This window comes from Polaromonas sp. P4_H1, assembly GCF_056400945.1.
On sequence record NZ_JBFUKG010000015.1, the window covers coordinates 1 to 12,122 of the forward strand.

General features: G+C 67.1%; 12 protein-coding genes and 1 pseudogene. 3 read left to right on the forward strand and 10 right to left on the reverse strand.

Features of this window, described 5'->3' with window-relative positions; genetic code table 11:
* The 3 genes and pseudogenes from AC1DS5_RS18355 to AC1DS5_RS18365 all read left to right on the forward strand — a co-directional run.
* Nucleotides 1-239 (forward strand): annotated as a pseudogene (locus AC1DS5_RS18355) (IS4 family transposase); the annotation flags it as partial.
* Nucleotides 240-533 carry a hypothetical protein gene (locus tag AC1DS5_RS18360; protein WP_477719690.1) on the forward strand — a complete coding sequence of 98 codons (294 nt, stop codon included), beginning with the start codon at nucleotides 240-242 and terminating at the stop codon, nucleotides 531-533. It abuts the pseudogene before it with no gap.
* Between the two features lie 14 nt (nucleotides 534-547).
* The gene (locus AC1DS5_RS18365) at nucleotides 548-991 is read left to right on the forward strand and encodes a hypothetical protein (protein WP_477719691.1); all 444 of its coding nucleotides are present in this window, start codon (nucleotides 548-550) and stop codon (nucleotides 989-991) included.
* Nucleotides 992-1,003: 12 nt separating this feature from the next.
* On the opposite strand, the gene AC1DS5_RS18370 is transcribed toward AC1DS5_RS18365, so the two are convergent.
* The 10 genes from AC1DS5_RS18370 to AC1DS5_RS18415 form a co-directional block, all read right to left on the reverse strand.
* Nucleotides 1,004-2,260: an MgtC/SapB family protein gene (locus AC1DS5_RS18370; protein WP_477719810.1), complete on the reverse strand. Its 1,257-nt coding sequence runs from the start codon at nucleotides 2,258-2,260 to the stop codon at nucleotides 1,004-1,006.
* Between the two features lie 119 nt (nucleotides 2,261-2,379).
* Nucleotides 2,380-5,232, reverse strand: a complete 2,853-nt coding sequence (locus AC1DS5_RS18375; RefSeq protein WP_477719692.1) for a cation-translocating P-type ATPase — start codon at nucleotides 5,230-5,232, stop codon at nucleotides 2,380-2,382.
* 73 nt (nucleotides 5,233-5,305) lie between these two features.
* Nucleotides 5,306-5,899, reverse strand: a complete 594-nt coding sequence (locus tag AC1DS5_RS18380) for an NAD(P)H-dependent oxidoreductase (RefSeq protein WP_477719693.1) — start codon at nucleotides 5,897-5,899, stop codon at nucleotides 5,306-5,308.
* On the reverse strand, nucleotides 5,896-6,798 hold the full coding sequence (locus tag AC1DS5_RS18385; RefSeq protein ID WP_477719694.1) for a ribose-phosphate pyrophosphokinase: 903 nt from the start codon (nucleotides 6,796-6,798) through the stop codon (nucleotides 5,896-5,898). The genes AC1DS5_RS18380 and AC1DS5_RS18385 overlap by 4 nt, the downstream gene beginning before the upstream one ends.
* A complete protein-coding gene (locus AC1DS5_RS18390; protein ID WP_477719695.1) occupies nucleotides 6,798-8,324 on the reverse strand; it encodes a thymidine phosphorylase family protein in 1,527 nt (508 codons plus the stop codon). The genes AC1DS5_RS18385 and AC1DS5_RS18390 overlap by 1 nt, the downstream gene beginning before the upstream one ends.
* 71 nt (nucleotides 8,325-8,395) lie before the next feature.
* Nucleotides 8,396-9,787, reverse strand: a complete 1,392-nt coding sequence (locus AC1DS5_RS18395; protein WP_477719696.1) for a bifunctional aminoglycoside phosphotransferase/ATP-binding protein — start codon at nucleotides 9,785-9,787, stop codon at nucleotides 8,396-8,398.
* Nucleotides 9,788-9,897: 110 nt separating this feature from the next.
* A complete protein-coding gene (locus tag AC1DS5_RS18400) occupies nucleotides 9,898-10,551 on the reverse strand; it encodes a DUF6629 family protein (protein WP_477719697.1) in 654 nt (217 codons plus the stop codon).
* Nucleotides 10,552-10,731: a hypothetical protein gene (locus tag AC1DS5_RS18405; RefSeq protein ID WP_477719698.1), complete on the reverse strand. Its 180-nt coding sequence runs from the start codon at nucleotides 10,729-10,731 to the stop codon at nucleotides 10,552-10,554. It lies immediately after the preceding gene.
* Between the two features lie 206 nt (nucleotides 10,732-10,937).
* Nucleotides 10,938-11,369 (reverse strand): Hsp20/alpha crystallin family protein, encoded by a 432-nt coding sequence (locus AC1DS5_RS18410; RefSeq protein ID WP_477719699.1) that lies wholly within the window; start codon nucleotides 11,367-11,369, stop codon nucleotides 10,938-10,940.
* A 40-nt stretch (nucleotides 11,370-11,409) separates the two neighbouring features.
* Nucleotides 11,410-12,063 (reverse strand): BON domain-containing protein, encoded by a 654-nt coding sequence (locus AC1DS5_RS18415; RefSeq protein WP_477719700.1) that lies wholly within the window; start codon nucleotides 12,061-12,063, stop codon nucleotides 11,410-11,412.
* Between the last annotated feature and the right edge of the window lie 59 nt (nucleotides 12,064-12,122).

Here is a 12,122-nt window from a genome sequence, read left to right on the forward strand (position 1 = left end):
TGAGCTTCAAGCACACGGTGCAACTGTGGACAGAGTGGGTCTCGCGAGGCCTCTCGGCCACGAAGGATTGCGGGCGGCTATTCACGTTGATCGCACAATGCAGGGTCGGCCATCGACCCGGACGCATCGAGCCGCGAATGCGAAAACGAAGGCCCAAACCCTACCCCTGGTTGAAGGTGCCCCGCGACCAGGCTCGCCGACACGTCCAGAGGCATGGTCATGCCTATGAGCCAAAGTAAGTGCCATTCGCCCTAAGTGTTGAAGAGGTCGTGAGCGAGTACAACCCCCCTGTCCTGAAAACCTGGGAAACCCGGGGCGAACCGCGCTTGCTGCTGATCGGCCCGTACCGGATGGGTTTTGACCTGGCGCCCAGGGAAGGGAAGACCCAGTTGCGTGTCTGGATCGACTACAACCTGCCGTCCGGTTGGCCGGGACGCTGGCTCGGCAGACTGCTGGGCGCCGTTTACGCGGACTGGTGCGTGACGCGCATGGTGAAGGATTCGACGAGCTCTGCGTTGTTCAAGACGGTATGAACAAGGAGCACAACATGGCGATCATTTCTTTGGCATGGCGTCGCATTCCCGCGAAGAACCTGCTCGTCCTGCTGCTTTTGCTGCCCCTGATGGCCGCGACGTTCAGCGCGTTTGCGCAAGATGGTGCGCCGGCAGAAACCCAGACATCGGTCCAGCAAGGTGTGACGGTGAAGGTCACGCCCAGGGTGGTCGGCGCCGGCAACGCGCGCTGGCAATTCGCCATCGTGCTCGACACCCACAGCAGCGACCTCAACGATGACCTCGTGACCATCGCAACGCTGGTCACAGCCGATGGCCGGGAGGTCAGGCCGCTGGCCTGGACTGGCGCGGCCCCCGGCGGACATCATCGCGAGGGGCTGCTCGAATTTGCGATGACCGCGCCCTGGCCCACGGCGATTGAGCTGAAGCTGGCGCGCCAGGGCGAAGCTGCGCCACGGGTCTTCCGCTGGCAGTTTTGAACTCCGGCTCGCTCACCCCAGCATCATGAGAGCGGCGGCGGCCGAGCCGGCAGCAATCGACAGGCCATAACCGGCTGCGACAGGGCGACCGAGCGGCATCCCGCCGATCACGGCAGCAATGCAAGCCTTCGCCACCATGTTGGCCGCGGTTGCGAGGCCCACGGCGGCCACGGTGGTGGTCACTGCCAGGCCGCCCGCCGCCTGCATTTTCATCACGCTGATGATGATGGCGTCGACATCGGCCAGCCCCGACAGTGTGGCCAGCGCATACAGGCCGGGGTCGCCCAACCACGCCTTGCTGGCCTGGGTCAGCACGGCCATCAGGCCGAGAAACGCGCCGAAGCCGAGCGCTGTGCTCAGGCCGAAGGGCGCGATAGGATCGCCCTCCGACGCGACAGCGCCAGACGTGCCGCGCTTTCGCTGCCACGCGGCCAGGCCGAGAAGGGCGGCGCCTGCAGCCACCATGGGAACCCCGAGCGGCCGCCCGAGCGCAGGCTGAAGCGTGAACACGATCACCGTTATGCGCAGGAACATCATGCCGCACGCGGCCAATGTGCCGGCCGCCGCGGCATCGGTGAGCGCCGGTTCCGCCCGGGCACGCCTGGCGAGCATGAGCGTGGCTGCGGTCGAGGAGGCCAGGCCGCCGAGCAAGCCGGTCCAGAAGATGCCGCGCTGGGGGCCGGTGAACCGCATCGCGATATGGCCGCACAGGGACATGCCGGCAATCAGGATCACCGCCCACCACAGACGATATGGGTTCAGCGCGGCATAGGGGCCGAAGCCGGCGTCCGGCAGCAGCGGCAGAATGACGACCGACAGCACGAGCAGCTGCAGCGCGGCGCTGAGTTCGCTGTGCTCCACGAGTTGCAGCCAGCGGTGCAGCGTGGGCTTGAGATCGAGCAGCACCGCGATGACGACTGCCGTGCCCACCGCGATGGCGGGATGGCCTGTGCCGGCCAGCACGCCGAGCGCGTAGGTCAGCAGCGCGGCAACGGCGGTGGTCGCGCCCAGGCTGCCATGGATGCGAACGTTCTCGTGATAGGACACCGCCCCGAGGATGGACAGGCCGGCGAGCCCCATGGCCACTGGCCAGGGGCCCAGGGTCTCGCTCAGGACGCCGAGCACGCCGCCCAGCAAGCCAAACAGCGAGAAGGTCCGCAATCCCGCAACGCGGCCGCCTTCAGCACGCTCGCGCTCCTGCCAGCCGCGTTCGAGGCCGACCACAGCGCCGGCGGCGAGTGCCGCAGCCAGGGATGACACGATGGACATCACGGAGGGAGGCAGGAGTTCCACGGGAGGTTCCGGTGTGTAGTGTGAGCGGTGGGATGCCGTAGGGAGACCATAGTTACGCATTCATTGTCAAGCAGATCAGGCCAATATTCCAATATTCAGGGCTGTGACTGGAGGGGCGCGCACCGGGCGCCAGCTCGCCGGTCCAGCGCGCGGCCCACCAGTTTGCGCAGTTCGCTGAACCACAGCACGACGCTGCCCATCGCAGCGCAGACCAGCCACTGATGGAGTGTCAGCGGCACGGTGCCGAAGGCGAGATTGAGAAAGCCGAGGTTGACGACCGCCACCTGCAGCAGTGCCGACAGGGCAACCGCGCCCCACAGCCAGGGGTTGACGAACAGGCGTGTGAACGCGCTGGTGGTTTCGGAACGGGCGTTGAAGCAGTTGAACAGGTGGGCGAAGACCAGCACCGTGAAGCCCGCGGTGCGTGCGGTGGCGAGGTCTTGCGTGCCTTCGATCAGCCCGCCCGGCAGGTACAGGTCCATGGTCAGCAGGGTCACCATGGCCACGACCACGCCAATCTGGAGCACCCCGGCCCACATGCGGGCGTCGATGACCCGCTCACTCAGGTGGCGCGGCTTGCGGGCCATGACGTCGTCGGTTGGCGGGTCCACGCCCATCGCCAGCGCGGGCCAGGAGTCGGTGATCAGGTTGAGCCACAGGATCTGCGTGGCCAGCAGCGGCAGCACCACCGCGCCGCCGGCGGCGGTCTGCGTGCCCGTCAGGCCGATCACGCCTGCCCCGACCACACCGAGGAACACCGTCAGCACCTCGCCCATGTTCGAGGACAACAGGTAACGCAGGAACTTGCGGATGTTGTCAAAGATGCCGCGACCTTCGCGCACCGCCTCAATGATGGTTGCGAAGTTGTCGTCGGCAAGGATCATCTTGGCCGCCTCCTTCGTCACCTCGGTTCCGGTCATGCCCATCGCGATGCCGATGTCCGCCGATTTCAGCGCCGGCGCGTCGTTGACGCCGTCGCCCGTCATCGCGACGATGTCTCCGTGGGCCTGCAGCGCGTCGACGATGCGCAGCTTGTGCGCGGGCGCGACCCGGGCGTAGACCGACGTCTTGCGCACCGCCTCCGCGAACCCCGCATCGTCGAGCGCATCGAGCTCGGCGCCTGTCAGCGCCGTGGCGCCGGCATCGACGATGCCCAGGTCTGCGGCAATGCGGGCGGCGGTGCGCGGGTGGTCGCCGGTGATCATGATGATCCGGATGCCGGCGCGCCGTGCTTCTGCAATGGCCTGCGCCGCCTCCTCGCGCGGCGGGTCGATCATGCCCACGGTGCCGACGAAGATGAGGTCGTGTTCCAGGGTGTCCGTGGCCTGCGGGTTCTCGTCCGGGCGGAGGGGGCGGTAGGCTACAGCCAGGGTGCGCAGCGCGGCATCGGACAGCGTGTAGACGTCAGCCAGAATCTTCGCCCGCAGTTCATCGTCGAGTTCAACCGACTCCATCCCCACCCGCGCCCGGTTGCACCTCTGCAGCAGGACATCCGGCGCGCCCTTGGTGACCACGACAACCGCATCGCCGTGTTCGTGGTCGAGCGCTATCGTCGACATCATCTTGCGCTCGGAGGTGAACGGGATGTCGCCAATGCGCTCGAAACGCTGCTCGCGCCGCTCGCGCATTTCGGCATGGCCCAGCTTGCGTTCGGCCACCAGGAAGGCCGCTTCGGTGGGGTCGCCGTGGATCTCCCAGGCACCGTCCTCGCTTTGGCGCAGGTCTGCGTTGCCGGCCAGACTGCCCCCGCTGAGCACCACCACGTGCTCGGCATGCAGCGCTCCGGCACCGAGCCTGGCGCCCTCGTGTTCCACCTGACCGTGGGGAGCGTATCCCACCCCGGTGATACGGGTTCCGCCGGAAGCGGTCATGACCCGTTCAATGGTCATCTCCGAGCGGGTCAGCGTGCCGGTCTTGTCCGAGCAGATGACCGAGGCGGAGCCCAGCGTCTCCACCGACGAAAGGTTCCTGATGATCGCGTTGTGCCTGGCCATCCGCTGAACCCCCAGGGCGAGCACCACCGACAGGATCGCCGGCAGCCCTTCGGGCACGGCCGCCACGGCCAGGGCGACACCCAGCAGCAGCACATCGATGACATCGGCCGCGCTGTGGATCTCCGACAGCAGCAAAACGGTTGCGACCACCACCAGGGCAATGATGATCACGGCGATACCCAGCATGCGCCCGATGCGGGCGACTTCCTTTTGCAGCGGCGTGCCTTCCTGGGCGGTGGCCTTGAGCATTTCGGCGATGGCGCCCACCTGCGTGTCCATGCCGGTCGCCGTCACCACGGCCCGGCCGCTACCCTGCACAATGGCGGTGCCCTTGAAGACCATGTCGAGCCGGTCGCCGAGGGTGGCCGGTTCGCGCAGGGTGGCCGCATCCTTGAGCACCGCCTCGCTCTCGCCCGTCAGCGAGGCTTCCTGTACACGCAGTGAGGTGGCCAGCACCAGGCGCCCATCCGCCCCGACGGCGTCACCCTCGCCGAGCACCAGCAAGTCCCCGGGTACCAGTTCGGCACTCGGCACCCGCAGCACCTGCCCGTCACGCACGACCGCCGAGGTCACCGCGGTCATCCGGGCCAGCGCAGCCACGGCATGCTCGGCTTTCGCTTCCTGCACATAACCCAGAACGCCATTGAGGATGACGATGACCGCGATCACCATCGCATCGACCGGCCAGCCGACCCTGCCGTCGATGGCCCAGGCGACGAGCGAGATGGCAATGGCGGCCAGCAGCAGGTAGATCAGCGGATCCTGGAAATGCGCGAGGATGCGGCGCCAGGTGGGTACTCGCGGCGCTGCGCGCAGTTCGTTGGGGCCTTTTTCCGCGAGCCGGCGCGCGGCTTCCTGCGACGTCAGCCCGCTGTCGAGGTCTGCCCCGAAAGCCTTGGCTACTTCGTCAGCGTCCTGGACGGACGGGTCCTCAGATTTTCCGGTCTGCGCCATCACCGATGTGAGCTCCCAGTGCGTGTTACGGGCATGGCCCGGCTTTGTCCTTCGGCGAGCCCGGTGACGCCCGTCACAGCGCTCTTTGTCCCAGCCGCCGCAGCTTCACCAGCCAGCGCTCCGCGTCGCCTGGCTTGAAATTGCCCACCATCCCGATCAGCGTCTCATGCACCGGCGCGATGCCGGAAAAACCCAGAATATTGCGCTCCAGTGACCTGACGCTGTGCGCGCGGAAGTACCAGCGGTAGAGCAGGGCGGGCATGCCCATGGTGACCACAATACGGGCCGAACGGCCTGTCAGGCCCTTTTTGGTGAAGGCGATGCTGCCGGTTTCGCGTTCAAAGGCAAAACCGGGCCGGGCCACCTGTTCAAGAAAACCTTTCAGGAGCGCGGGCATGTCACCCAGCCACAGGGGAAAGAACAGCACGATATGCTGGGCCCAGCGGATGGTGTCCTGCGCCTGTTGCAGGCTGGCGGGCAACTCGCCCTCCTCCCAGGCCTTCTGGCTGCGCAGCAGCGGAAATTCGAGTTCCGCCACGTTGAGCGAGCGCACGCTGTGGCCGCTCTCCAGCGCGCCGCTGGCGTAGGCCGCGGCCAGAGCATGGCACAGGTGAGGGGTGGTCGTGTCGGGGTGGCCCTGGATCAACAGGACATTTTTTGACGTCATGGCAGGTTGCGCTGTGTATGGCTTGAAACGGCGAGCACGGCCCTGGCCAGCAGCGGCGTAAGGCGGATGGCGTTGCTGGCGTGAGGGATCGTATCGCAGGTCACCACGCGTGTCACGCCTGCGGCCTGCAGCCGTTGTAATGCGCCGCTGTCAAAAAGGGCATGCACGCCAATGCACAGGGGTGCGGGCATGCCGGCCTGCTTCAGGGTTGCGGTGGCGGCGACTAGCGTCTGGCCGGTGGAGATGATGTCGTCCAGCAGCACAGGCGTCCTGCCGGGCCAGGGGCCGCTGTCGGCCAGCGTGACCTGCACATCGCGGTCGCCCAGGCGGGTCTTGCTCAGTACCGTCCAGGGGGCATCCGTCAGCCTGGCCACCTCGGCAACCCATTGCCCGCTTTCCTGGTCGGGCCCGATCACTAGCGGACGGTCGACATGGCTGCGCAGCCAGCGCGCGATCACCGGCGCTGCCGCGACCACCTGCGTGCGGATCGGGTAGATCTCACCCAGGCTGCGCCATCGGTGCAGGTGCGGATCGACCGTGACCAGGAAGTCGAGCGATGCCGACAGCAGCCGCGCATAGCTGCGCGAAGTGATCGCCTCGCCCGGGTGAAAGCGGTGGTCCTGTCGCATGTAGGCCAGGTAGGGCGCCACCAGGCCGACTTGCGCGGCACCCAGGTCGCGTGCCGCATCGGCGGCAAACAGCAGGGGCAGGGTCTTGCCGTCAGGGTGGTGCAGGCTGCCGGCCAGCACGATGCAGCGGCCCTGCACCGGCGCGTCAATGCGCACCAGGGTTTCCCCATCGGGAAAGCGGTGCTGCCACAGCACGCTCCAGTCGCAGCGCAGCAGGCGAGCCAGGGTGCGCGCCAGTCGGGTTTCATCCGGCAGGGCGACGATCAGCATCAGGCATCCTCCAGCACATGCACCGTCTCGGCCTGCGAGGCCGCGTATTCCAGCGCATAGGCCAGTTCACCCGGCGTGGCTGCGTGCAGCGTGAAAAGCGGCTGGCCGCGCTCGACGAACTCACCCGGCCGAACATGCAGGTCGATGCCCGCGCAAGCCGCCTCCGGCGCACCGGCCAGTTTGGCAATGCGGGCCAGGCGCCGGTTGTCGACGGCGAGAACGCTGCCGCTGCGCAAGGCATGCACCGCTTGCCGGTGTGCGGCTACGGGCGGCTCGCGCAGGCCGCCCTGAGCCGCACAAATGTCCTGGAACTTGCGCCAGGCCCGTCCATCGGCCAGCACGGCGCTGGCCAGCGCCAGTCCGCCAGCGGCCGCAGCGGCGCCGCCGAACTCGAGAACCTCGCCGGCCAACAGCAGCGAGCGCTGGGTCAAGTCCGCCGGCGCGTTGGCCTGGTTGCGCAGCACGGCCAGTACGTCGCGTGCCTCCAGTGCGGGGCCGATGCCCCGGCCTACCGGGGCCAGGCCGTCAGTTTGCAGCACACGCACCTGCAGTCCCAGGGCGTGTCCCACCTGGCTGAGCAGCCGGCCCAGCAAATCCGCCGCCTCGGCGCTGCGAACCTTGGCGGTGGGCCCCACGGGCATGTCGATCAGCACATGGGTGGAGCCCGCAGCCACCTTCTTGGACAGAATAGAGGCCACCAGCTGGCCCTGGCTGTCAAGGTCCAGCGGACGTTCCACCCGGATCAGGATGTCGTCCGCCGGGCTCAGGCGTACCGCGCCGCCCCATACCACGCAGCCGCCGGTGCTTTCGACCACCCGGCGGATCTGCGCCACATCCAGGTCCACCGGTGCCAGTGTCTCCATGGTGTCGGCCGTACCGGCTGGGGAGGTGATGGCGCGCGACGAGGTCTTGGGCATGCGCAGCCCGCAGGCCGCCACGATGGGCACGATCACCATGGTCGTGCGGTTGCCCGGCAGCCCACCCACGCAGTGCTTGTCCATCACCAGGCCTTCGCCCCAGTCAATCCGGTCGCCAACGGCAACCATCGCGCGGGTGAGCGAGACGGTCTCCTCCAGGTCCAGCCGGTCGCCGGCACAGGCGGTGACGAAGGCCGCCAGTTGCAGGTCCGAGTAGCGACCCGCGGCCACGTCTTCAATCACGGCCGTGATGGCCGCCTGGGTGAGGGGCCGTCCATAGACCTTGGCGCGCACATGACCCAGCGACTCGAGCGGCGCGGGGTGGCGCAGCGAGACCATGTCGCCCTCCTGCGCCCGGAGCAGGCGCCACGCTGCTTCGGACAGGCCGGCCTCGTCGGGTGCGAGAAAGTCGCCAGACACCACGTTCAGCGTGGCGACAATGGTGCGATCGCCCAGCGCCAGCTCCACCCGCGATTGCGCCTCGAAGCCTTCCGAGTGGCAGACGTGGCAGTCGCGGTGCATGAAGAGCACCGGCTCCTGGTAGGTGTCTATGCCCAGCCGCCGCAGGCGCAGCTTGTGGGGCGTGAGAGGAATCGGCGGGGTTTGCATGGCGGGGGCGTGTTTCAGTCACTGTAGGCAAGGTGGGGCGTTGATCTCATTGGGGCGGGGTATCAAAACCGTCACGGAACCCCGTCCCCGGGCGGGGCCTGAACAAAGGCAAGCTCGTCTTCGGCGAGCGGTTCGGCGACGGCGTGCAGGCGTTCCAGCACGGCGGCGTCAGCTTCGGACGGGTCCCCCCGGCGGCCCAGCAGGCGCGCGTGCAGCACCGGCAGTGGCGCCTCGCAGGCGACGATGGAGAACGGCACGCCCAGCGTGCGCGCCAGCGCCAGGGCCTCGGCGCGTTCCGCGCGGCGCAGGAATGCCGCGTCGAGGATCACCGGGTAACCTGCCTGCAGCGCGATGCGCGCCGTGTCGAACAGGTGCCGGTAGGTGCGCGCGGTGGCTTCGGCGTCGTACAGGTTCAGCCCCCGGGCGCGCGAATCCTCCAGCAGGCCGAGGCCAAACAGGCGCTTGCGCTCGACGTCCGAGCGCAGCCGGATCGCCCCCTGCTGTTCCAGCAGGCGCTGTGATGCGAGGGTTTTGCCCGAACCGGGCAGGCCGTGGGTGATGGACAGCCGCACGTCGCGGGGCCCGATCCAGCCCAGAGCCGCCTGCAGGTAGCGTTGCGCCGCGGCGCTGTTGGCCCTGCGCAGGTGTTCCACCTGTGCCCGCACCAGCGCGCGGTAGACGAGCGAAAACCGCAGCGCTGGCAGTCCGCCATGATCGCCCGTGCGGTCAAGCCAGCCGTTGAGCAGGCGAAAGGCGAGGTCGCGGCGACCGCAGGCGTCGAAGTCCATCACCGCGAAGGCCACATCGTCGAGCACATCAATCCAGCGCAGCGCCGGGTCAAACTCGATGCAGTCGAAGGCCACCACGCCGCCATCGTGCGCCAGCAGATTGGCCAGGTGCAGGTCGCCATGGCATTCGCGCACATGGCCATCCGCCTTGCGGGAGGTCCACAACGGCGCCAGCGTGCCGGCCCCGGCTTCGAGCCAGGCCCGGAGCGCGGCAAGCCCGGCCTCGCTCGCCAGCGGCCGCACGCCTTCGAGTGCCGCCAGCGCGCTGGCGCGCCGCCGTTCGGGGCTCGCGAAATCGCTCGTCGCATCCGCGCGGGATGCTCTCGCATGAACGTCGGCGAGCAGCGCGGCCAGCCGATCGACATCATCGGCGCGCAGCGTGTCTGCAGCCAGCTGCTCGCTGAACAGCGCACCCGGCGCAAAGCGTCGCATGCGCACGGCGTACTCCAGCACCGGACCGGCACCGTCGAGGACGGGCGCCTCCGGCCTGCCGGTGATGCGCGTGACACCCAGGTACAGCGACGGTGCCAGCCGCTGGTTCAGCCGCACTTCCTCTTCACAGAAATGACGCCGGGCTGCCAGGTCGCCGTAATCCACGAACGCCAGCCGCACCGGTTTCTTGATCTTGTAGGCGGTGTCGCCAGCCAGCAGCACCCACGAAATGTGGGTTTCCATCAGTTCCGCATGCAATGCCGTTGAAAGGACGTTGACCAGGGCGGCAGCCCCTCTCATTTGCTGGCTGCCCTCAGGTGGGGCACCCCCAACTTCCGGATTGGGCGCAGCGTTCACGGGAAGCTCCCTCTGAGCACGCGGCGGGGAAGAAAATGGAAATACACCACGGTGCTCAACAAGGCGGCAAAGAAGCACCAGACCGAAATGAACCAGGTGGTGTAAAAGCCGTAGGCGATGGCAAAGGACAGCAGTGTCAGGACGCCGAAGGCCTTCGCTTTCGGGTGCGTGGACAGCATGAGGCTGAGCGTGGTGGACACCAGGTACAGCGTCGACGCCATGGCCAGAAAATGCGGCGGCGAGACGTACTCGATGTGTTGCCCCGTCAGCTGCGAAACAACCGGGTAGTCGACCAGGTGGTACAGCAAAAAGGCGCCCACCGCGACCCCGGTGCCCACCAGCGCGAGCAGCGCCCGCCGGCGCGGCCCTGGTGGTTCGATCAACAGCACCGCGACCGGGACGTAGATCGGCCACAACACATGGGACATGAAGGAATACATCTGGGTCATGGCCTCATTGAGCCATGGCATGGCGGGCTCTGGCTCGAACGTCAGCCACAGGACGCCCTCGCTCAACTGCTGCACGGCGAACAGCAGCGGGATGGCCGCGAAGGCCAGTTCGCGCGGACGGCGAGGCTGTTTCAGGGTCAGCATTCCGATTCCGAGAAGGCCGGCGCCTGCGGCGAAGCTGGCTGTGGCAGAGAAGCACATTCAGCCTGCTCCCTTCCGGAGCCGCCAGATGCAGATGCAGATGCGACAGCCTGGTTGGCCGGCCTCAGGCAGCGCAGCCTTGCGCCTGGCTTCCAGGTTGGCTTCCAGTGTCCGGGCCCGGTCGTGCCGCGTCATGGCATGGCCGGCGCGGTGCAGATCGGTGGGAAGGGCGTTCCGCATTTTGGTGTTTTCCCACGGGGTTGCGACTCAATGTTCGTCCCATACGGAATCCATACAACATACGTACAGCATAGGAGTCTGCCGGCCCCTTCCATTGATGCAGATCAACCGCTCTTCAAAGGTGCAATAGCCCATCACCCATCACGGATGGGCTGCTGCTGTCGGCAGGATCGGCCGGGTCGGCCGGGTCGGCCGGAGGAAAGCGGCTATTGCACCGTCAGTTTCTTGGAAGCGGCGGTGGCCTTTTTGGGCAGCTCCAGCGTCAGCACGCCGTCGGCGTACTTTGCCAGGGCTTTGGCATCGTCCACGTCCTGGGACAGGCTGAAGGTGCGCGACACGCTGCCATAGTAGCGCTCGCTGCGCAGCACCTTGTCATCGCTGCCCCTGGTTTCCTTTTCCTGCTTGACCTCGGCGTCGATCTGCACGATGTTGCCGTCGATGCGCACATTGATATCGTCTTTCTTGACGCCGGGCAGGTCGGCCTTGACCACGTAGGCGTCTTTCTTTTCAGAGACGTCCACGCGCATCTGGATGGCCTGGGCGTTGATATCCAGCGGGACCGGTGAGAAGAAGCGGCGCAAGGCCGATTCAAAGGTGTCGCTGATGCCGGGTTCGAATACACGCAGATGGGTTGTCATGATGATCCTCCTGGGTGGGTTGAAAAAATGCCGGAGACGGCTAGGCACCGACCTCCAGCTTGTCGACCACGCGCGAAACGCCGCGGGCGGCGAAGGCGGCACCTATGGCGGCGTCATGCTCCGCCAGCGAATGCACCTTGCCGCTGATCGTGACGACGCCGCCCTCGACCTCGATGTCGAGATGCTGGGCTTCGCGTGTTGCCTGCCGTGTGAGCGCCGCGGTGATCCCGGCGCCGATATCCCTGGAGCTTGCACGGGGCTTGATATGGATGTGGCTGGTCAGGCCGCGGACACCGACGAGCGGACGGATGCACTGCTCGGCGCTGGCGAGCTGGTAGCCCCAGTCCACCTCACCGGTCAGGGTCACCCAGCCGTCTTCGACCTCGACCTTCACCCGCTCGTCGGGAACCAGCGAACTCCAGCGCAATGCGGACGACGCGGCCTGCGCGATCTCGGAGTCGCTTCGCTGGTGCTCGGCAGCCAGTTTGACGTCCAGTTCGAGGGCAATGCCGCGGACCCCGGCGACGCGGCGCACCGCGCGTTCCACGGCACGTTTTTCAGCGAAGGTGTCGAGATGGCCCGTCAGTGTCACCACGCCATCCCTGGCAATGACCCCGATGCCGATCGGGTTGATGGCCGCGTCCCAGGCGAGTTCCGCCGTGACGTCGGCTTTGAGTTGTGCATCTGTTTTCATGTTCTTGCTCCTTGAATCGTGAGCCGCAGGAAGCGACCGCCGGCCGCTGCGAATTGCGG

Bases quoted from the DNA above. Each gene is read 5' to 3' on its own strand.
- AC1DS5_RS18365 (WP_477719691.1), top strand. From the start codon at position 548: ATGGCGATCATTTCTTTGGCATGGCGTCGCATTCCCGCGAAGAACCTG.
- AC1DS5_RS18370 (WP_477719810.1), bottom strand. From the start codon at position 2,260: ATGTCCATCGTGTCATCCCTGGCTGCGGCACTCGCCGCCGGCGCTGTG.
- AC1DS5_RS18375 (WP_477719692.1), bottom strand. From the start codon at position 5,232: ATGGCGCAGACCGGAAAATCTGAGGACCCGTCCGTCCAGGACGCTGAC.
- AC1DS5_RS18380 (WP_477719693.1), bottom strand. From the start codon at position 5,899: ATGACGTCAAAAAATGTCCTGTTGATCCAGGGCCACCCCGACACGACC.
- AC1DS5_RS18385 (WP_477719694.1), bottom strand. From the start codon at position 6,798: ATGCTGATCGTCGCCCTGCCGGATGAAACCCGACTGGCGCGCACCCTG.
- AC1DS5_RS18390 (WP_477719695.1), bottom strand. From the start codon at position 8,324: ATGCAAACCCCGCCGATTCCTCTCACGCCCCACAAGCTGCGCCTGCGG.
- AC1DS5_RS18395 (WP_477719696.1), bottom strand. From the start codon at position 9,787: ATGGAAACCCACATTTCGTGGGTGCTGCTGGCTGGCGACACCGCCTAC.
- AC1DS5_RS18400 (WP_477719697.1), bottom strand. From the start codon at position 10,551: ATGTGCTTCTCTGCCACAGCCAGCTTCGCCGCAGGCGCCGGCCTTCTC.
- AC1DS5_RS18405 (WP_477719698.1), bottom strand. From the start codon at position 10,731: ATGCGGAACGCCCTTCCCACCGATCTGCACCGCGCCGGCCATGCCATG.
- AC1DS5_RS18410 (WP_477719699.1), bottom strand. From the start codon at position 11,369: ATGACAACCCATCTGCGTGTATTCGAACCCGGCATCAGCGACACCTTT.
- AC1DS5_RS18415 (WP_477719700.1), bottom strand. From the start codon at position 12,063: ATGAAAACAGATGCACAACTCAAAGCCGACGTCACGGCGGAACTCGCC.